Annotated in this window: 16 protein-coding genes; 4 read left to right on the forward strand and 12 right to left on the reverse strand. The window is 38.5% G+C overall.

What is annotated here, in order from left to right; translation table 11 throughout:
• Positions 1-33: 33 nt before the first annotated feature.
• The 3 genes from V6R21_RS22150 to V6R21_RS22160 all read right to left on the reverse strand — a co-directional run bounded on the left by V6R21_RS22150 (position 34) and on the right by V6R21_RS22160 (position 2,499).
• A complete protein-coding gene (locus V6R21_RS22150; RefSeq protein WP_334245725.1) occupies positions 34-681 on the reverse strand; it encodes an NUDIX hydrolase in 648 nt (215 codons plus the stop codon).
• A 40-nt stretch (positions 682-721) separates the two neighbouring features.
• Positions 722-1,291 (reverse strand): inosine/xanthosine triphosphatase, encoded by a 570-nt coding sequence (gene yjjX, locus V6R21_RS22155; RefSeq protein ID WP_334245726.1) that lies wholly within the window; start codon positions 1,289-1,291, stop codon positions 722-724.
• 101 nt (positions 1,292-1,392) lie between these two features.
• Positions 1,393-2,499, reverse strand: a complete 1,107-nt coding sequence (locus tag V6R21_RS22160; RefSeq protein WP_334245727.1) for a hypothetical protein — start codon at positions 2,497-2,499, stop codon at positions 1,393-1,395.
• Positions 2,500-3,018: 519 nt separating this feature from the next.
• Here V6R21_RS22160 and recN point away from each other — a divergent pair.
• The 4 genes from recN to V6R21_RS22180 all read left to right on the forward strand — a co-directional run bounded on the left by recN (position 3,019) and on the right by V6R21_RS22180 (position 7,493).
• Complete coding sequence (recN, locus tag V6R21_RS22165) at positions 3,019-4,677, forward strand: DNA repair protein RecN (RefSeq protein ID WP_334245728.1); 1,659 nt, start codon at positions 3,019-3,021, stop codon at positions 4,675-4,677.
• A 175-nt stretch (positions 4,678-4,852) separates the two neighbouring features.
• Positions 4,853-5,791, forward strand: a complete 939-nt coding sequence (locus V6R21_RS22170; protein ID WP_334245729.1) for a phosphoribosylaminoimidazolesuccinocarboxamide synthase — start codon at positions 4,853-4,855, stop codon at positions 5,789-5,791.
• 141 nt (positions 5,792-5,932) lie between these two features.
• Complete coding sequence (locus V6R21_RS22175) at positions 5,933-6,310, forward strand: STAS domain-containing protein (RefSeq protein ID WP_334245730.1); 378 nt, start codon at positions 5,933-5,935, stop codon at positions 6,308-6,310.
• A 271-nt stretch (positions 6,311-6,581) separates the two neighbouring features.
• On the forward strand, positions 6,582-7,493 hold the full coding sequence (locus V6R21_RS22180; RefSeq protein ID WP_334245731.1) for a ribonuclease Z: 912 nt from the start codon (positions 6,582-6,584) through the stop codon (positions 7,491-7,493).
• A 69-nt stretch (positions 7,494-7,562) separates the two neighbouring features.
• Here the strand turns inward: V6R21_RS22180 and V6R21_RS22185 are convergent, their stop codons facing one another.
• From V6R21_RS22185 to ychF, 9 genes are all read right to left on the reverse strand, one after another.
• Positions 7,563-9,527: a response regulator gene (locus V6R21_RS22185; RefSeq protein ID WP_334245732.1), complete on the reverse strand. Its 1,965-nt coding sequence runs from the start codon at positions 9,525-9,527 to the stop codon at positions 7,563-7,565.
• Positions 9,514-10,152, reverse strand: coding sequence for a YfiR family protein (locus tag V6R21_RS22190; RefSeq protein ID WP_334245733.1), 639 nt, complete (start codon positions 10,150-10,152; stop codon positions 9,514-9,516). Before V6R21_RS22190 ends, V6R21_RS22185 begins: the two co-directional genes overlap by 14 nt.
• Positions 10,153-12,426, reverse strand: coding sequence for a hypothetical protein (locus V6R21_RS22195; RefSeq protein WP_334245734.1), 2,274 nt, complete (start codon positions 12,424-12,426; stop codon positions 10,153-10,155). It abuts the gene before it with no gap.
• A 170-nt stretch (positions 12,427-12,596) separates the two neighbouring features.
• On the reverse strand, positions 12,597-13,859 hold the full coding sequence (locus tag V6R21_RS22200) for a hypothetical protein (protein ID WP_334245735.1): 1,263 nt from the start codon (positions 13,857-13,859) through the stop codon (positions 12,597-12,599).
• A gap of 349 nt (positions 13,860-14,208) precedes the next feature.
• Positions 14,209-15,183, reverse strand: coding sequence for a polyprenyl synthetase family protein (locus V6R21_RS22205; protein WP_334245736.1), 975 nt, complete (start codon positions 15,181-15,183; stop codon positions 14,209-14,211).
• Between the two features lie 74 nt (positions 15,184-15,257).
• A complete protein-coding gene (gene rsmG, locus V6R21_RS22210) occupies positions 15,258-15,881 on the reverse strand; it encodes a 16S rRNA (guanine(527)-N(7))-methyltransferase RsmG (protein WP_334247594.1) in 624 nt (207 codons plus the stop codon).
• Between the two features lie 191 nt (positions 15,882-16,072).
• Entirely contained in the window at positions 16,073-16,678 is a 606-nt protein-coding gene (locus tag V6R21_RS22215; protein ID WP_334245737.1) for a sigma-70 family RNA polymerase sigma factor, read from the reverse strand.
• The gene (locus tag V6R21_RS22220; RefSeq protein WP_334245738.1) at positions 16,669-17,772 is read right to left on the reverse strand and encodes a glycosyltransferase; all 1,104 of its coding nucleotides are present in this window, start codon (positions 17,770-17,772) and stop codon (positions 16,669-16,671) included. Before V6R21_RS22220 ends, V6R21_RS22215 begins: the two co-directional genes overlap by 10 nt.
• A gap of 136 nt (positions 17,773-17,908) precedes the next feature.
• Entirely contained in the window at positions 17,909-19,009 is a 1,101-nt protein-coding gene (ychF, locus tag V6R21_RS22225; RefSeq protein ID WP_334245739.1) for a redox-regulated ATPase YchF, read from the reverse strand.
• Positions 19,010-19,215 lie beyond the last annotated feature (206 nt).

Below are 19,215 nucleotides of genomic sequence, written 5' to 3' on the forward strand. Positions count from 1 at the left end.
AAAGGGGCAGTAAAGTAATATTACTGTCCCTTTTTATCTATCGCTCAACTGTTGTATCCCTTCTACAATTTCAAGCATTTCACTCAAAATCATCGCTGTTGCCCCCCACACCACCTTTCCATCTATATCAAAAGATGGTGCATTGAAACGCATTCCTCTTACATCAATTGTTGACATTTTTTTTGTCTCTGGATTCAATAAATGCCCTAAAGTCGTTTCTATTACCTCATCCACTTCTACAGGATCTAGCGTATATTCATTTCTTTTATTTGAATAGGCGATAACGGGAGTTACCAACATATTACTTGGCGGTATATAAAGGTCACTCAAAGTACCAAGTACTTCCGTTGGACGAACTTCTATACCAATTTCCTCATAACACTCACGCAATGCTGTAACTATCAATGATGGATCTTCAGGGTCTCTTTTTCCTCCGGGCAATGCCATTTGTCCTCCGTGTACTCCATCATACATAGGTCGCTGAATCAATGGAAAGCTAAAGTCATCTTCTCCAAAGTCTGATAATAGAATCAATACGGCAGATGGTCTTGCATCTGTTGGAGGCATTAAAGCCCCCCTTCTTTTTCTATTATCAGAAGCCATCTTGACGTGTGCCTCCATTCCTGGAAGCTCATCTCCACGTAAATAGAGCTTTAGTTTATCTATAAATTTATTTTCCATGCCAGATTATTTGAATAAATAATAAGAATAGCTATCTCCATTATAGAGTGCTATTTTTTTCAGTATTTTCTTCAAAGTACAGCTCCTCATTGATCATTGGTATCATAGCTAAAGCCACCGCCTGTGTGTAATAAGCAGTTCGGTCTACTGCCCCATTAGTCAACAAACCAACAGAACCACCCTGCTGTTTGGAGTTTTCCTTTTTAAAAACCATATCATCAGCCACTCCTAACTCTATTCCTTGATCAACCAAGTTTGACACTAAAGCAGGTAAGTAGAATGTGCCTGTTCTTGCTTTGGCATTTCGTCCATACTTGTCAATAATATAGATCCATGCAAACACTTCCATTTCACCATCCAACTTATCTACACCACCTTCAATACCAAACCAAAAGTCTGCATTAGGATTAACATTTTTCGCATTTTCGGCCCTGCAACGTGCGCCTTTCAATGTTTCTTCAGAAGTCATCGGTTGATCTGAAACACCTGATGGAACCGAAATACCATCCACCTCCAATTCGTAAGAAGGCATAACCATCTGAACACCTGTCAATGCAGCGTTTACCTTAACTGGGTTTTTAGAAGCTACGATAAGCTTAACTTTAGTCATCAGTCTTTAAAATAAAAATTAAACAAAAAACTCCTGTCCCTTTAATCAAGGACAGGAGTCTAAAAATAGTACTCTAAAACTAAAATCAGTAGAACTTTTTGTTACTGATATTGAATATATTCTTTTTCCTTTCTGTTCAGGAACTTATTCAGATTTACCAACAACCCCAATACAACCATCACCATTCCTCCAATTGCTGCACCAATCAGGAGCTGATACGGGTCATTTTTAAATGATGCATTTTTTGATGTAAAGCCACTTACAACCTGTAAAGGCTCTAAATTGACTAGCTCAAGCTCTACCTCCTGCAACTGCTCTAAAAGCTCCTTCTTTTCCTTAACTACATTCAAGTAAGTCTCTCCAGATGTCTTCACCTTATCACTACTCATAGGCATCAAGTATTGACCACCCATCAATGTCCCGTCTACCTGACCACTATTATCAGCCTGATCAGCTATCACTCCTTGTAAGGATGACTGAAGAACATTTAAATTATTGATTTCTTTCTGAATCGACTCTTTCTTACTTTTCAGATTATTGCTAGACAACTCAAGGCTCTTTTTCACATAACCATTACTAGTTACATAAGATACAATCCCCTGCTCTATTTGACCCAACGAATAGTTTTCAATTCCTGATTTCAGCCTAACTGCAAACATATCTTCATTTACCAATGCGTTTAACTTCAAGGTATCTATACTAAATTGAAGGTTTTCATTCGCACCAACGGACTTTTCCAACTCCTCAAAATCCGTTGATGAAAAAGCTTCGATTGCTTTTATTTGACTTGCTTGCTCAACTGGAATATTCAGTTTATTGGCTAACATTTCTTTGGACTTTTGAGTATCAGATCCACACAAACCATCTAGCCAATTGATATAGTTGACAAAACTTTCTCCTTTCAAATATTCTGACTTTACAACCATTGTACTTTCAGTCAGTCCAAAAGAATGGTAGACTTGGAATCCAATTCCAATAAGTCCTCCTGCCAATACACCAATCCCAATCCCTTTATACCACTGTTTTAAAAAAGCCCTAAATGCGATCAAAAAGACAACTATACCTCGACCTATCCGTTTTAAACCTTTTCCAATCAGATGAAACAGCTGTACCAAATCGATTTCATCTGATGAGTTTTGGTTTGGTTGATAATAATCCCCTTTCGTTTCTTTTTTTTCTATTTCAAAATCAGTTTTAAACTGGTTCATTCGATGTTTTTTTTGATGAAAGGCTGCAAAGCTAAATGAAAATGCTAAATGTTACAGCTCTAATTATTATATATCAAAGCTTAATGCTTACCATATTACAAAATCAAGCACCTCTCATGTTGATAATTACCTGTGATTTCCTAAACCAACTTTAATAGCAATTACCAATCCTAAACACTTAAATAAATGAATATCAACTCATTCATTTTTTTGATCTTTTGCTCTAAAAAGAGGGTTAATGATTTACCTAAACTAATGACACAAGAAGCAGGAGAAAAAGTTGGAGTACTTTTGAAATAAAAAACTGTCATTGGAGAAAATTCAAAAAAAATCATCATTGCTAATAAAATAAACCAGCAATTGCTAAATTTGGTGCTGACAGAGGAATTTATTGACTTTTTTTAAGGACAATCAAGATTAGAACTATATTTAGGGCATTGACAGTTAATGATATGCCGCTGCTACATGTAAAGTCATGGTTATCATTATGTCTTGATCCAAACTGAACTATTCAACGTTATGCTGAAACATCTGCTGATTAAAAACTATACGCTGATTGAGCATACAGAAATCTCACCTGCTGAAGGTCTTAACATGATTACAGGTGAAACTGGTGCAGGTAAATCAATTATGCTGGGTGCTTTAGGGTTACTGAAAGGGACTAGAGCTGACTCAAAGGTACTCTTTGATGAAAGTATGAAGTGTGTGATTGAGGGGGCATTCAACATACAAGAATACCATATGCGTGACTTATTCACAGATTTGGAACTTGATTATGAGAAAATCACCATCTTAAGAAGAGAAATAACACCTGCTGGAAAGTCTCGTGCCTTTATTAATGATACTCCTGTAAAGTTGGATGTACTCCGAAAAGTAAGTGAAAAACTGATGGATATCCATTCACAGCACGACACGTTACAACTCGGTTCCAACGCCTACCAACTTGGACTTATAGATATCTATGCCCAGAATACTTCTTTACTTCAGAAGTACCAGCAGCAATATACCAGTTATAAAAAAGCAGAAAATGCTTACAATCAACTGCTAGCTGAACACAACCAGATCAAGAATGAGTTTGAGTTCAATAGCCATATGCTGCAGGAACTGACAGATATGAATCTGGATGACATTGAGCAAACCAGCATGGAAGAGGAGCTAGAAATGCTTGAGAATGCTGAGAACATTAAATCCAGCTTGAATACTGCTTTAGAGTTCTTGAGTCGTGCTGACTTCTCTGCTGAAAGCAGTCTAAAAAGCGTCATCGGTACCTTGGGGCATATTTCTTCTTTTTCATCTAAGTTAGAAGACCTTAAAAACAGAACTGACAGTTGCTTGATCGAACTGATGGATATTGTCTATGAAATCGAGAAAGAAGACAGTGACTTGTTTTTTGATTTTGAAAGAATCGAATCCATCAAAGATCAACTCAACACATTATATTCTTTACAGAAAAAACATCACGTCAACACGCTTGAAGAGTTGCGTGAAGTAAGGGATGAGCTTCAGCGAAAAGTAGACAAGGTCATCAGTTTTGATGATGAGTTACTTGAGGCTGAAACGCAAAAGAAAGCGCTTTGGGAGACTATGATGGAAGTTGGTAAAGAGCTATCTGCAGTCAGAATTCAAACGATCCCTAAAATTGAAACATCTCTCAATAGCCTGCTAGACAGTTTGGGTATGCCAAACGCTAAAGTAGTCGTTGAGCGTCGTGAACAAGAACCTACTGCTTCAGGTATTGATGAAGTCAGTGTTTTATTTAGTGCCAATAAGGGGCGTGAACCGCAGCCATTGAAAGAGGTGGCTTCTGGTGGTGAATTCTCTCGACTGATGTTAGCTGTCAAATACATCCTTGCCAGTAAAACTTCACTTCCTACCATCATTTTTGATGAGATCGATACAGGTATTTCGGGTGAAATTGCCATCAAGGTTGGTCAGATCATGAAAGATATGGGTAAATCCCATCAGGTAATTACCATCAGTCACTTACCTCAGATCGCAGCACTTGGTGAAAAGCATTACTATGTATACAAGGACAACTCATCAGAGAAAACCATTAGCCGTATGAGGGCTCTCAATGATGATGAGCGTCTTCATGAAATTGCGCAGATGATTGGAGGTGCCAATCCAAGCGAAATGGCACTCAACAGTGCACGTGAATTGATTGAAGCAGGAGCTTAACACTTGCATAAGTCAAATGAATGATAACAAAAGTCCTAATAACACCTCAGTTATTAGGGCTTTTTTTATGTTCCTGCTAAGCAAAATCAGAACTCTTTGTTACTTTTGCCTCCTGTAGTCTGAAGGCTAATATTCGGACATTACGACTTTATACAACGAACCAACCATTGGAAAGATGAAGGCTATCAAAAACACAGATTTCAATTTTGAAAATGCTACAGGTGTTTACCATGGAAAAGTAAGAGATGTTTATTCATTTGGCGATAAATTGGCTATGATTGCCAGTGACCGTATCTCTGCTTTTGATGTAGTGCTAAAAAGAGCAATCCCATATAAAGGTCAGGTGCTAAACCAAATTGCATCTAAATTTTTGGAAATGACTGCCGACATCGTTCCAAACTGGGTTGAAGCTGTTCCGCATCCAAATGTAACAGTAGGTGTTAAATGCGAAACTTACCCTGTGGAAATGGTGATCAGAGGATACTTGGCAGGTCACGCATGGAGAGAATACCGTGATGGCAAGCGTACCCTTTGTGGTGTAGCCCTTCCTGAAGGACTAAAAGAAAATGACAAACTTCCTGAGCCTATTATTACACCTACAACAAAAGCTCACGAAGGTCATGACGAAGATATTTCAAGAGAAGAGATTCTTTCACAAGGATTGGTTTCTGAAGAGGAATACACACAACTTGAAGCTTATACTCGCGCCCTATTCCAAAGAGGTTCGGAGCATGCTGCAAGTCGTGGACTTATATTGGTTGATACCAAATATGAATTTGGAAGTGCAGACGGCAAAATCTATCTGATAGACGAAATTCACACACCTGACTCTTCTCGTTATTTCTATGCAGAAGGCTACAGTGAAAGACAGGAAAAAGGTGAAGCCCAAAAGCAGTTATCCAAAGAATTTGTCAGACAATGGCTAATTGAAAATGGTTTTCAAGGAAAAGACGGACAGGTACAACCAGAAATGTCTGATGAATTTGTTGACTCTGTAACTAACCGTTATATTGAGTTATACGAACATATCATCGGAGAAGCTTTCGAACGCACTTCATATGAAAACCGTGAACAACAAATTGAAGCTTCTATCCGTAATTACTTTACCAAATAATTAGAAGGTAAGTCATTAAACAAGGATAAGGCAGTTTCGTTGTTTATTTGTATTTTTAGGGAATAGTTCCCTAACTTGTTTTCATGAACGGGCAACTTTGATAGCTTAGTTGCCAATCAAAACAGAAGAAAACGTAATCACATGAAATACTCAATTGATAAGGCGGAAAAGTATACAATCTTGACGCCAGAAGTAGAAAAACTAGATTCACTAAAAGCACCTCAGCTGAAGACTGAATTTATTACACTCTTTCAGGCTGGCACCCAAAACTTGATCTTGGATCTTTCCCAAGTAAAATACGTAGACTCATCTGGGTTGAGTGCCATTCTGGTTGCTAAAAGATTAGCTGATGAATCAGAAGGACACTTTGTACTAGCAGGCTTGAATGAGCACGTAGAAAAACTGGTAAAAATTTCCAAACTGGAAAGTGTCTTAAACATTTTGCCAACAAAACAGGAAGCAATTGATGCAATCTTCCTTTATGAGATAGAAAAAGACTTGGAGCAAGATGGGGAATAATCACCTGTAAAATAGGAGATTACATCTAAATCCTTAACAAAGCAACTCCGCTTATTTAGTGGGGTTGCTTTGCTTGTTTTTAAAGATTCTCTATATTCGCAAGGTTTTTGGAAAAAGAACAATTCATTCCAGAATAATGCAAAAGGCTTACTTCCTGAATTCCGCTTTTTGCTTCCTTAATTTTTGAATAACTAACAGGCAAACCACTTATAACGTAAACAGCTATCTTTTACAACGATGCTGTTCTTTTGTCTGAAAACAGATATTGACTTTGGCTTTTGAGGTAACGATACTGGGTTCTAGTGCTGCGACACCTGTGAGAGATAGATATATGACCTCACAGTACGTTGAAGTTGAGAACAATCATTTTCTGATTGACTGCGGGGAAGCTACACAGTTTCAGTTAATCCGTCATAATATTAGCCTACACAAAATTTCACGCATCTTTATCAGTCATTTGCATGGAGACCACTTTTTTGGCCTTCCAGGCTTACTCTCCACCATGCACCTTAACAAGCGTACAGCTGACCTCCATATTCACGGACCTAGAGGGCTTGACGAAGTATTGCTTGCCAACTTCAAGCACTCAAGAACTGTCCTGAACTTTCGTGTATTCATTTACGAAAACACCAATGAGTTTCCTGAGGTCATTTTTGAAAACGATGCCTTGACTGTAGAGACCATTCCTCTTTCGCATAGAGTACCTTGTACAGGTTTTCTGATTAAAGAAAAACCAAAGCAACGTCGTATCATTCCTGAAAAACTTCCATCAGGCATTTCATTTGACATGTTCAAAAAGCTGAAAGCTGGTGAGAATGTGAATTTTGAAGGGCAGTTACTTGTCAGTGAGAACGTGACATTGCCTCCCAAGAAAAGTCGTTCGTATGCTTTTTGCTCTGACACTCGTTTTCTGGAGTCAATTATTCCACAAGTTACCAATGCAGACTTGCTCTACCATGAAGCTACATTTGCTGAAAAACACAAAGAGCGAGCAGCTATTACCTTTCACAGTACTGCAAGGGAAGCCGGCATAATTGCAGCCAATGCCAATGTTGGCAAATTGCTGATTGGTCATTTCTCGGCCCGTTATAAGGACTTAGATCCACTGCTGGAAGAAGCCAGAGAAGTGTTTGAGGATACTGACCTTGCCATTGAAGGCTCTTCTTTCGAAATTGTTTGCTAAGCTAAGCACCAAATAGCGGTATAAATAAAAAAGTCTGTCACCTATTAAGAGACAGACCATTTTTATTTTTCATCCTTCATATATAGCCAATGTCCTGGCTATTTTCTCATATAGAATATTCTTGTTAAATGGCTTGGATATATAATCATCCATACCTGCCGCAATACACCTGTCGGCTTCTCCTTTGAGGGCTGATGCTGTCATGGCTATGATTGGCACTTCATTCTTTGGTGCTTTCATCATACTTCTGATTTTTCTGGTAGCACTATAACCATCCATCTCAGGCATATGTACATCCATCAAGATCAATCCATAGCTGTTATTTTCTAACATCTCTACGGCTACTTTTCCATTCTCTGCGACATCCACTTCGTATCCCCATTGATTCAAAAGCGTCACCACAAGCATCTGGTTTACATCATTGTCTTCCGCTAGTAGAATCTTGTGCTTTCCTGTAGCGTAAACTTCTTTTTCCTGCTCTACGGCAGCATGCTCATCTACCGAATCAATAGTTACCTCAGATTGCTTTTTAAACTTCAGTTCAAAAGAAAATACACTTCCCTTTCCAAGTTCACTTTCCAAAAACATTTTACCACCCTGAAGCTCTACCAGTTGTCTCGAAATTGACAAGCCTAATCCAGTACCTCCAAACTTCCGAGTAGTATCTGAAGTAGCCTGTGTAAAACTTGTAAAAATTGCCTCAAATTTATCTCTAGGAATACCAATACCTGTATCCTTGACATAAAACCTGAGTAACACATCGTCACTGGTCTCATCTTGAAGTTTATATCCAAGCGTTACATACCCCTTAATCGTAAACTTGATAGCATTTGAAAAGAGGTTCAGCAATATCTGATTTAACCTTACAGCATCTCCTATAATAGAAGCAGGTACATCTGGATCATGCTCCACATTCACTTGAAGCTTTTTAGCCTCCAGTTTAGGCATACACGAAGCAATTACAGTATCAATTACTCTTGAAAGTTGGATTACACCATCCTCAAACACCATCTTCCCTGACTCTATTTTTGACAGGTCCAGAATATCATTGATAATCACCAGAAGGTTATCTGCTGAGTTGCGAATGATATCCAAGTATTTCTTCTGCTGTGTATTCAGGTCTGTCTCACCCAGCAAATCTGCTACCCCGATTACACCATTCATTGGAGTTCGTATTTCGTGACTCATATTTGCCAAGAACTCCTGTTTTGCCTTAGCGGAAAGCTCTGCTTCTTCTTTTGCCCTTACCAAGCTCTCATTTTGTGTTCCAATCTCAGAGAGCATTCCATTGAAAGCACTAATCAATGTATCTATCTCATCATTACGGTCATAATCTATACGAATGGAGTAATCTTTATTAGATGAAATCCTCTTGGTTACCTGAGCCAAATCCAATATAGGCTTGGAAATAAAGGACTGTAATTTGATAGAGAGAATATAGGATACCAGTAATGTACAAGCGAAGAATATAATGTAAACCCCTAGGTATCTCAATAGCCTGTCATAAAAGACTTCCAGTTCTGAGCGTAAAAAAACGGTATTGATACGCCCATTATCATCATAGGTGCTAACGAAAATATCTAAATGGTTTGCAAAAAAATCGAAACGAACAGATTCTTCAGAAAAGGTAGGAGATGTATGGGTTTTCTCACTGTCTGTTGTCTCTTTGATAGTAACGTATTCCTCTTCACCACTTTCAGGATTTTGCAACAGGCGTACATCATAAAAGGCAAACAAACGCTGCCTCTTGTCAAAGATGGCTCCTTGAAGTATATGAGGATCTCTAGATAGGATTTCATACAGGTTTCGTTGGGCAGCCACCTGCTGATTCAGCTCCACCGATGCATCATTATTGTCTCCAATAATTTTTGCCAACTGGGAAACGTCCCGAATCATTTTATTCCTGTATGACACAAAATCATAGGTAAAGAAAAAAGCAGAGGCCAACACAAGAGAGACTGTACTCACCAACATGATGATCCATACTATCTTGCGTTGGATAGAAGCATTCTTAAATTTTTCAGTTATTGTCATAGGGTACAATATCACTTGCTAGGTTAAGTAGTTTGACATCGACTGTCAATTGGGCATTATTTGCAGCGGTTACATTTAGCTGATATAAGTTAGTAGTCAGGTTAATAATACCACCAAGCTCACAAAAGCCATCAATATTATCACCGATAGTCAGTACCATTGAGTTTTTCTTGCTGTAAATATCATCCAAGATAGACTTGAGTACATCTCTTGGATAACTGTTTCCAATAAAAATAATATGAGAACCTTTCAGCTCCTTGATAGAGGTTCCTCTCCGGATTTCCCAGTAACGACCATTTACAGGTCTGTTTTTTAATACATTGTCAATGATAGACCCAAATGGGTCATCCCCGAGCACTCCCAAAACCAGCTTATTCTTACTGTCAAATGCTTTACTTGGCCAAGTCACTAACTTACCAAAAGTATATATCATACCTGCTTTAGTCTCATACTCAGCATACTGAGCATTCGCTTGCTTAGGCATTGACATAATAAGCAGCAACACCACCATTATGGGTAAAGTCCTATAAAAAATTGCTTGTTTGATCTCCACAATACCTCTGTGATTAATTGTAACTAGGTTTGGCACAACTTCTAAATCTGTCATTTGAATTCTCCCCATCATTTAATTGGAAATTGTTCTGTACAGTCTAACAGTTACTTTATTGTCGACCAATCTTGTTTGTTCAGTTTCATCCAAAACTATGTTGGCTTTAGGCAGACCTAACTGCATAATTAAGTCTTTCAATGCTAATATTCTCTTCTGTACCAATTGTTTTTGCTGGTCAGAATCTGTTTTCGGCTCTACCAACTCAATCATTACTGAGTGGTTTTGTGTAAATGTTGCAATCTCTGCCAACTCCTTCACCTGCTTCTCCTTAAGCTCGGTTTCTCCTTTCTCAAACCAAAAATTATGGCTTAGTATCTCCTGTCTTCCCTGTTGCAGGCTATTGCCTTCAAATAGTAGTTTGGCGCCTACATCACCTCTGAGGCTATTCAAAGACATCAACTTTTCAGGGTCTGACTCATTGAATGCTTTCTCTATGATATCAATCAGTGGCGTGTAATATTCATCTGGGCCATTCTCTTTTATGACAGGTGCCGGCATATTATGGTCAAGTTCATTCAAAGAACTTAGGCCATCTTTGTCAGATCTATCTACAATCATCTCCATCAGCATAAGCAAAGCGTCATACCTCATATCGTCCATGGACTTCTTCTTCTCCACCTCACTTAATTTTGTGATCGAAAAAGAAGATTCTTCCGGTGTGACCTCTTCACCTATCTTATTCCCTAAAAGTTCAATATCATCGACTCTCAGCTTATGGTGCAATTCATAATTGTAAGTTCCTTCAGGTACATCAAGGTTTAACCTATACAACTCCTTTTCACCTTGCATGATCTGAATCAAGTAGTTTCGCTTCGGTGCAAGAATCATAAAAAAGCGTCCTGTCTCTACATCAGGGTTATAAATGTATCGCTCAACCTTGTTCTGGTACATATCCATCACCTTCAGTGAAAGAGGTAACATCTCTTCACCTTTTGAAGCTGTTATTGTACCTGTCACCATTGTTCTATCTACTTTCTTGACAGGTTTGAATACACTATAGATATCAAAACCACCAACCGCATTTTTCACCCTCCTATTAGAAGTCAAGTAAGAGTATTTTTTGCTTGGCACCTGAACAAAGTGGTCATCATCAAAGGTACTGTTAATCGGATATCCCATATTCTTGGGCATTGTCCAAATAGCACCTTGCTTTTCCGTTACAAAAATATCTTTACCTCCAATAGACTTATGGCCTTCAGAACTGAAGTAAAGTGTCTTATTGTCTGCATGGATAAATGGATTTACTTCGTCAAAAGGTGTGTTAACTGTCGGTCCCAAGTTAATTGGCTCTGACCAGTTATTCTTACCAATCCTCATTGACTTATATATGTCAAAACCCCCATAACCACCAGGACGATCACTTGAAAAGTAAATCACGTTTCCATTTGACCCTAAACAAGCACCATACTCCTGATACGTTGAGTTGATTACTTCACTTAACATATGTGGTTTCATCCACCTACCCTTCTTTATCCTACTTTCATAGATAGCACCCCTGAATCCATCTCCTTCTGCTTTCATGTAAAACAGCATGTTAGATCCATCTGAAGATAGAAAAAGTGGCTTTATTTCACTTCCTTCAAAATCTAGCTGCGGGTATGGATGAGACCAGTGAATCCCATTTCTATGAGTAAAATATATGTCCAAGCCTTCACTACCTCTCTCCTCTGGCAAGAAGACATAGTCGCTTCCAAAAACATAATCATAGCTATCCTTTCTACGTCCTGAGCTAAACAGCATGAGGTTTTCCATTGTAGAAATAACTGGGCTTGTCTCATCATAAGAAGTATTGACTGGCACCTCCATAGGGTTTACTGCAACCCCATCAAGTTCAGCTGCAACAAGCTCCAATCCATTTTCGCACATTTGGATTTTTTGTCTGGCTTGCTTCTGTAACACTGCTACTCCATTTGCAGACTCTATATACTCATTGTAGCTGTTGATTGCATTCACAAACTGGTAGTTCAAGTGAAGGCAATGCCCCAAATAAAAATATAGCTCATCAGGTACAAATTCGTTTTTGTACTTCCGAGCATATTCAAAATATGGAATTGCTTTCAGCTTATATGAAGGGGAGTTGTAATAACAAAGACCTATTTGATATTTCAGCAGTGGATCATTTAAGACTTTACTGTCTTCCCTGATCAAAAGAGGCAATGCAGCAGCATAATTACCTTCCTCCAGATACTGTGCAGCTGCTGGCTGTTGTTGACCTACTGCCACGGACACCTGAAAAAAGACAATGCCGCACACAAGAATATTCCTGAAATACATTAATAACTTATGCAATGCTTATAAAAAAGGTTAATCACTTATATGTCAATGAAATAAAATATGACAAATTTAAGTGTAATTTGAATGAATACCGTAAATATATGAAATCACTTAATAAGAAATGCCTCCGAACTCATATCTCCGGAGGCATTTCTTAATTCTTCATCATACTTGAACCAAAAATATTACTGAAGACCATTCTCTCCTACCTTCATCACAAGTATCGAATACTCGTTCTTTTCTCCAGATTTACTTGATCCAACTACGACAATTCCTTTATCCTTTGATTCAACAAGATCAAAAGCTCTTTGGTCTCCTAAACCTCCAAAAGACCTTTCCCAAGCTTTATTTCCACTGTCGTTGAACTTCACCATGTAAATGTTAAGTCCGTTCAGGCTAGTATTATCTCCATATTCGTCAGGCTTCCACTCCTCTGTATAACCAGCCAACACATATTGATCATCTGATGTCTTAATCACTGCATGCGCTTCATCAGTACTCAGTCCACCAAAAGATTTGTGCCATTGCTGTTCCCCTTGAGCATCGGTTCTGATAACCCAAGCATCCAAACTAGCCTCTGCAAAAGTATAGGAATAACCTGCTACCAAAAAGCCTCCATCAGCAGTTTGGATAATATCATTTGCCTTATCAGTATCTCCACCTCCAAAACTCTTTTCCCAAACTTTATTTCCTTCAAGGTCGATTCCCATTAGCATTACGTCCCACTTACCTTTGCTGTAAGACTCAGTATTTGATGCAAGAACATATCCACCTTCTGTTTTAAGAATTCCAACGCCTTCATCATTCTGGTCTCCTCCATACTTCTTCTCCCACTGAATCATGCCCTTGTCATCAGTCTTCACGATCATGACATTGCTCTTTGGGTTCTCTTTTGTGATATCAAAGCTACGTCCCAACAGTACAAATCCTCCATCATCAGCTACTACAACAGCGTTTCCTTCATCTATTGTTGTATCTGTTCCATAACTTTGCACCCACTGTTGCTGACCACTGGCACTTACCTTCAGCAACCACATATCTTTCATGTCAACTCCTCCTCCATATGAATCAGAGCTACCCATTACGATTATAGAGCCATCCTCTAGCTCAATAAGGTCGCCAACTTCTTCTGTTTCAGATTCGCCAAATTTGTAATCCCACTGCAAATCACCAGAAGTACTCAGCTTCCAAAGGCTTACATCTGTTTGGCCAGTACTACCCACAGATCTACCAGCCACAAGATAACCTCCATCCTGAGTTTGGATCACTTTTTTCCCCTCATCAAATTTTCCACCACCAAGCTCTTTACGGAAATTGTTCAATGGTGCCATACGTTTATCCGTATCCACACCACCTGACGTGACCTTATCTACTATACCTTCACTTGCCAATGCATTTGCTGCTATAAACAAACTACAAATGGCCGTGATCATTTTTATTCTTCTCATTCTAAAAACTGTTATGCTTTCTGTAGCTAAATTTCTGTTTAAGTTGTTGCCAGTTTGATAACGTTTGAAAAGTTTTTTTAGTCTTAGTTTTCTCCCCTCGATTTCCAGGCAAAAAATTGATTTCAAGGGAAATTAGATTGAAACATAATGATTATTTCAATAATAAACTAGACTTTTTCAAGATTGAACCCTACCTATCTTGCTCAATACCTGATAAATGAAAAGTAAAACCTATCACCAAAAACGTTCTACTTACTCCTATCGCACTTAATTTATATGACAATTCACATAAAAAAAGAGACAAACCTTACAAGGCTGTCTCTTTCAATATTTTATTCAGTAGGCTATTCTACTTTTTTCTTTCAATTACATAAGTAATCAAATCGTCCATAGAAGTTCTAAACTCTGACTCAGGAAATGTATTCAATATTTCTCTTGCTTCCTTTATATAGCGATTCATTACTTCAGTCGCATACTCCAGACCTCCTGAGTTTTTCACAAACTCAATCACCTCATTGACCTTTTTAGGATTCTCGTTCTGGTTCTTCACCATAAAGATAACCTTCTTCCTTTGCATCCAAGTTGCCTGATTTAAGGCAAAAATAAGTGGCAAGGTCATTTTCTTCTCCTTAATGTCAATTCCCAATGGCTTGCCTACCTCCGCAGTACCATAGTCAAACAAGTCATCTTTAATCTGAAATGCGATACCTATTTTTTCACCTAACAGATGCATACGAGCAATCGTATCCTTGGAAGATCCAACAGAAGCCGCCCCCACTGAACAGCAAGCAGAGATCAAGGTTGCTGTTTTTTGACGAATGATTTCATAGTAAACATCTTCTGTGATATCAAGCCTACGGGCTTTCTCTATTTGAAGAAGTTCCCCCTCACTCATTTCCTTAACGGCTGTCGAAACAATTTTCAACAACTGGAAATCGTCATTGTCAATCGAAAGTAGTAAACCTTTTGACAACAAGTAATCCCCTACCAATACAGCGATCTTGTTTTTCCACAGTGCATTGACAGAGAAAAAACCTCTTCTGTAATTGGCATCATCCACCACATCATCATGTACAAGTGTTGCGGTATGCAATAACTCAATAAGTGCTGCCCCACGGTGAGTTGACTCATTGATTTCCCCTGTAAGACCTGCTGAGAGGAATACCAGAATTGGGCGTAATTGCTTTCCTTTCCGCTTAACGATATATCCCATGATATTGTCAAGCAGGCGTACATTACTTTTCATAAATTGGCGGAACTTCTTTTCAAATTCCACCATTTCCCCGATAATCGGTTCCTGTATGTCTTGTATGTTTACCGACATCAAAAAGTCTAGATTTAGTTTATGTTAGTTCAGATGTTCCTCTCCCCCACTACTAATCTCATATAATACCAACCTTACTTGGCAGGAACATAGACTACTTTTTTAGTTTCAAAAAACTCTTCTTCATAAAAATCTGCCATATCATAAAAGCGGTAATTTCGCTTGAACTTGGCAAACTCTTCCTTCAAATCTCCACCTTTCAGGCAAATCAACCCGTTATGGAAATCGTGTTTATCCTCTTTTTTAATGATATCCTGTATCCAGCGGAACAGCACATTGATTCGGGTAACAGCACGGCTTACCACAAAGTCATACTTATCTTTGACTTTCTCAGCACGAACCTGCTCTGCTGTCACGTTCTTAAGCCCCAATGCTGCTGCCACCTCATTGACTACCCATATTTTCTTACCAATGGAGTCTACTAAATGAAACTGTACTTCAGGAAACATGATCGCCAATGGGATACCAGGAAAACCTCCTCCTGTTCCAACATCCAGAATTTTAGTACCTGGCTTGAACGAAAATTTTTGGGCAATACCTAACGAATGAAGCACATGACGTTCATATAAGTTTTGAATATCCTTTCTGGATACCACATTTACCTTTTCATTCAGGTCTGAATATAAGTCCTGCAATTTTGAAAATTGCTCCTTCTGCTGTTCTGTAAGATCGGGAAAGTATTTATTGATGATTTCCATCCGCTGCTGCTCAAAATTTATCCTATTCAATCAAAACGGCTAAATTACAATTATTACCCAATATATTAAATGTTTATGCTGCTAAAAGGAGAGGGTAAACGTCAATACTTTTACTTTCATCTATTTTTGGACATAAAAAAACCGGACTTGTCTGTGTCCGGTCAAATTCAATGTCGGTGATGATAATCAGGTTAAATCACATTCTTACTGTTTTTCACCAAATCAAACAGCAATTCTCTAGCACGGTGAAGTTGTGCTTTCACGGTACCCAAAGGTGCTTCAATTTCTTTGGCAATTTCATCATAAGAAAGCTCCTCAAAGTAACGTAGCTTCACCAAACGCTGATATTTTGGCGGCAACAATGCTACAAACTGTCTGATGATTTCAATCTTCTGGCTTTTGATAGCTTCTTCCTGAGGATTCAAGCGTTCATCCCTGATATTAAAACTCATGGTGTCCCCATCCTTATTGGTCACCTCTGCATCAATGCTGTAAGTGTCCAGTTTTTTCTTTCGGATAAAGTCAATTGCATTGTTTGTTGCAATACGGAACAGCCAAGTACTAAAAGTATAGTCTTTCTTGAATTTTGATAGGTTTTTAAAGGCTTTAGCAAACGCTTCGATGGTCAGGTCTTCGGCGTCATCCACATTTCGAACCATTTTAAGGATAGTATGATAAACAGACTTGCGGTAGCGGTTCATCAAAGACGCATACGCCTGTTCGTCACCCTCAATGGCACGGTCAATAAATGCGAAATCTTCCAGTGCTTTGTCTGAAAACTTTTTTTCTACTTCCATCTTATATGTTTTGAGATCAATGAGACGAACCCTACTGATATCTGGTAAACTATATATATAAGGTCCATGATGGGGGTTAACCACCACTTTACGGGACTAGCAAATTTACGGGCAGCTAAGCTCAGTACTAACATTAATATAACTACTCTGGAAATAAAAAGTATAAAAACATAAAGTACCTGTACATTGAGCCCCCACAGAATCAAAGATAAAAAATAAACTGAAATGTGTGAAAAAGTAATGAAACCTAACATCAACTTATTTCGTAAAGAATAAAATTTGCCTACTGATAAATGGCGCTTTTTCTGCACATACCAATCTGCAAAAGTTTCCTTAGGAGCTGATATTGTTTGACTTTCAGGTTGCAATACTACTGCCACATTCTTCCTGTCCGACATTTTATTAATCATCAGATCATCATCTCCACTCATGATCTTCATCTGGGCTCCGAACCCTCCACTCTTTTGAAATAAGGATTTTTTATATGACAGGTTCCTTCCTACACCCATAAAAGGAAGTCCAATCAAGGCAAATGAGGTGTATTGCAAGGCCGTTATTAAAGTCTCATACTGAATAAAACGGTTCAACCATCCTTTTCGTTGTTCGTAGAGACTTACCCCCAATACAATTTCCTTCTTGGAGTCATACCCTGCCGCCATGTTCCTCAGCCAGTCAAAAGTAAGCGGAATACAATCTGCATCTGTAAAAAGTAATACATCATGTTGTGCTAAAGCAATGGCTTTTTCCAATGCATTTTTTTTGGGAGATTTTCCAACTGGAACCTCATCAATCCTTACGTAACGAAGTTTTTTATTTAAAATGGCCTGCCTTTCCAAATAGACATCCGAACCATCTGAAGACCTGTCATCCGCTATGATAATTTCAAAATCCTTATGTTTTTGCTGCAAAAGGGCTGGTAGTAACTTCCTTAGATTGGGTAATTCATTATGTGCAGCTATGATCACAGAAACTGGCAATTCTGTTTCATACTTTATTGCTTTCCTATCATGGTAATACAGGGGTCGCGTATAAACCAGAATAATAATCAATATCTGTGCATGGATAAAGAAACAGTACAGCTCAAAAAAATACATAGTCATTATAGTTGTGCTTTCCTCCAAAGGTAAATGCACTTCTTTATGCTAGCAACTAGCAAAATGTTATAAATACAAAAAAAGCTATCCTTGCGGATAGCTTTTTCTGATAATCGTCTATTGAATTATAGTATCATTATACGTTGAAACGGAAGTGCATCACATCACCATCATTCACAACATACTCTTTACCTTCTACATTCAGCTTACCTGCTTCACGGCAGCCTGCCTCACTCTTGTACTCTACAAAGTCTGCATACTTGATCACTTCAGCACGGATAAAGCCACGCTCGAAGTCTGTATGGATTACACCAGCAGCTTGTGGTGCTTTCCAGCCTCTGTGAATTGTCCAAGCTCTTACTTCTTTTACACCTGCTGTAAAGTAAGTAATCAGGTTCAGCAGTGTATAAGAAGCTCTGATCAACTTGTGAAGACCTGACTCTTTTAAGCCGTACTCTTCCAAGAACATTTCCTTCTCTTCTTCCTCTTCGAACTGAGCAATTTGTTCCTCGATTGCTGCACAAACCAGAATCATCTGAGCACTTTCAGCATCAGCGATTTTCTTCAACTCAGCTGTATGCTCATTGCCTGTATGAATGCTGTCTTCCTCAACGTTCGCCAAATAGATCACTGGCTTAGCTGTCAACAGTTGTAAATCTGCTACTACTTCCCACTCTTCGTCTTCAGCTTCAATACTTCTTGCATTGTTACCACCTTCCAAATGTTTTTGGAATTTCTCCAGTACAACAAGTTCCTTTTTTGCCTCAGCAGAACCTGTCTTAGCCATTTTCACAACCTTCTGAATCTTTTTATCTACTGATTCAAGGTCTTTAAGCTGAAGTTCTGTATCAATGACTTCTTTGTCCTCAATAGGATCTACTTTGCCTGCTACGTGAACGATATTGTCATCCTTGAAACATCTTACCACGTGAATGATAGCATCTACCTCACGGATGTTAGCCAAGAATTGGTTACCAAGACCTTCACCTTTACTTGCACCTTTTACAAGTCCTGCAATGTCTACAAACTCAATAACGGTAGGCAATACCTTCTGTGGGTTTACCAGTTGCTCCAGAACTCTCAATCTTTCGTCAGGTACTGTTACAACACCTACGTTAGGTTCGATCGTACAAAACGGAAAGTTAGCAGATTCAGCATTGTTGGCGCTAGTCAGCGCATTGAACAGTGTTGACTTACCTACGTTAGGCAAACCAACGATACCGCATTTCAATCCCATTATTTATATTTTTGCTTAAATAATTAAAATCTTTATCCTTGAAGGAAGATTCACCAACTCTTAATCTATTACCATTAAAAGAAGTTATTTTCCATTAATCGGCAAAGATAAGGTTTTCAAGGAAAAAGCGCACAAGTATGCCATTAATATAGTTGAAGACCTTAAATTGCACATTACTTATAACATTACTCCTCACAGTTTGGTGA

This window comes from Limibacter armeniacum (assembly GCF_036880985.1).
GTDB lineage: Bacteria > Bacteroidota > Bacteroidia > Cytophagales > Flammeovirgaceae > Limibacter > Limibacter armeniacum.

Coding starts and splice junctions, on each gene's coding strand:
- V6R21_RS22150 (WP_334245725.1), bottom strand. CDS start 681: ATGGAAAATAAATTTATAGATAAACTAAAGCTCTATTTACGTGGAGAT.
- yjjX (WP_334245726.1), bottom strand. CDS start 1,291: ATGACTAAAGTTAAGCTTATCGTAGCTTCTAAAAACCCAGTTAAGGTA.
- V6R21_RS22160 (WP_334245727.1), bottom strand. CDS start 2,499: ATGAACCAGTTTAAAACTGATTTTGAAATAGAAAAAAAAGAAACGAAA.
- recN (WP_334245728.1), top strand. CDS start 3,019: ATGCTGAAACATCTGCTGATTAAAAACTATACGCTGATTGAGCATACA.
- V6R21_RS22170 (WP_334245729.1), top strand. CDS start 4,853: ATGAAGGCTATCAAAAACACAGATTTCAATTTTGAAAATGCTACAGGT.
- V6R21_RS22175 (WP_334245730.1), top strand. CDS start 5,933: ATGAAATACTCAATTGATAAGGCGGAAAAGTATACAATCTTGACGCCA.
- V6R21_RS22185 (WP_334245732.1), bottom strand. CDS start 9,527: ATGACAATAACTGAAAAATTTAAGAATGCTTCTATCCAACGCAAGATA.
- V6R21_RS22190 (WP_334245733.1), bottom strand. CDS start 10,152: ATGATGGGGAGAATTCAAATGACAGATTTAGAAGTTGTGCCAAACCTA.
- V6R21_RS22200 (WP_334245735.1), bottom strand. CDS start 13,859: ATGAGAAGAATAAAAATGATCACGGCCATTTGTAGTTTGTTTATAGCA.
- V6R21_RS22205 (WP_334245736.1), bottom strand. CDS start 15,183: ATGTCGGTAAACATACAAGACATACAGGAACCGATTATCGGGGAAATG.
- rsmG (WP_334247594.1), bottom strand. CDS start 15,881: ATGGAAATCATCAATAAATACTTTCCCGATCTTACAGAACAGCAGAAG.
- V6R21_RS22215 (WP_334245737.1), bottom strand. CDS start 16,678: ATGGAAGTAGAAAAAAAGTTTTCAGACAAAGCACTGGAAGATTTCGCA.
- V6R21_RS22220 (WP_334245738.1), bottom strand. CDS start 17,772: ATGTATTTTTTTGAGCTGTACTGTTTCTTTATCCATGCACAGATATTG.
- ychF (WP_334245739.1), bottom strand. CDS start 19,009: ATGGGATTGAAATGCGGTATCGTTGGTTTGCCTAACGTAGGTAAGTCA.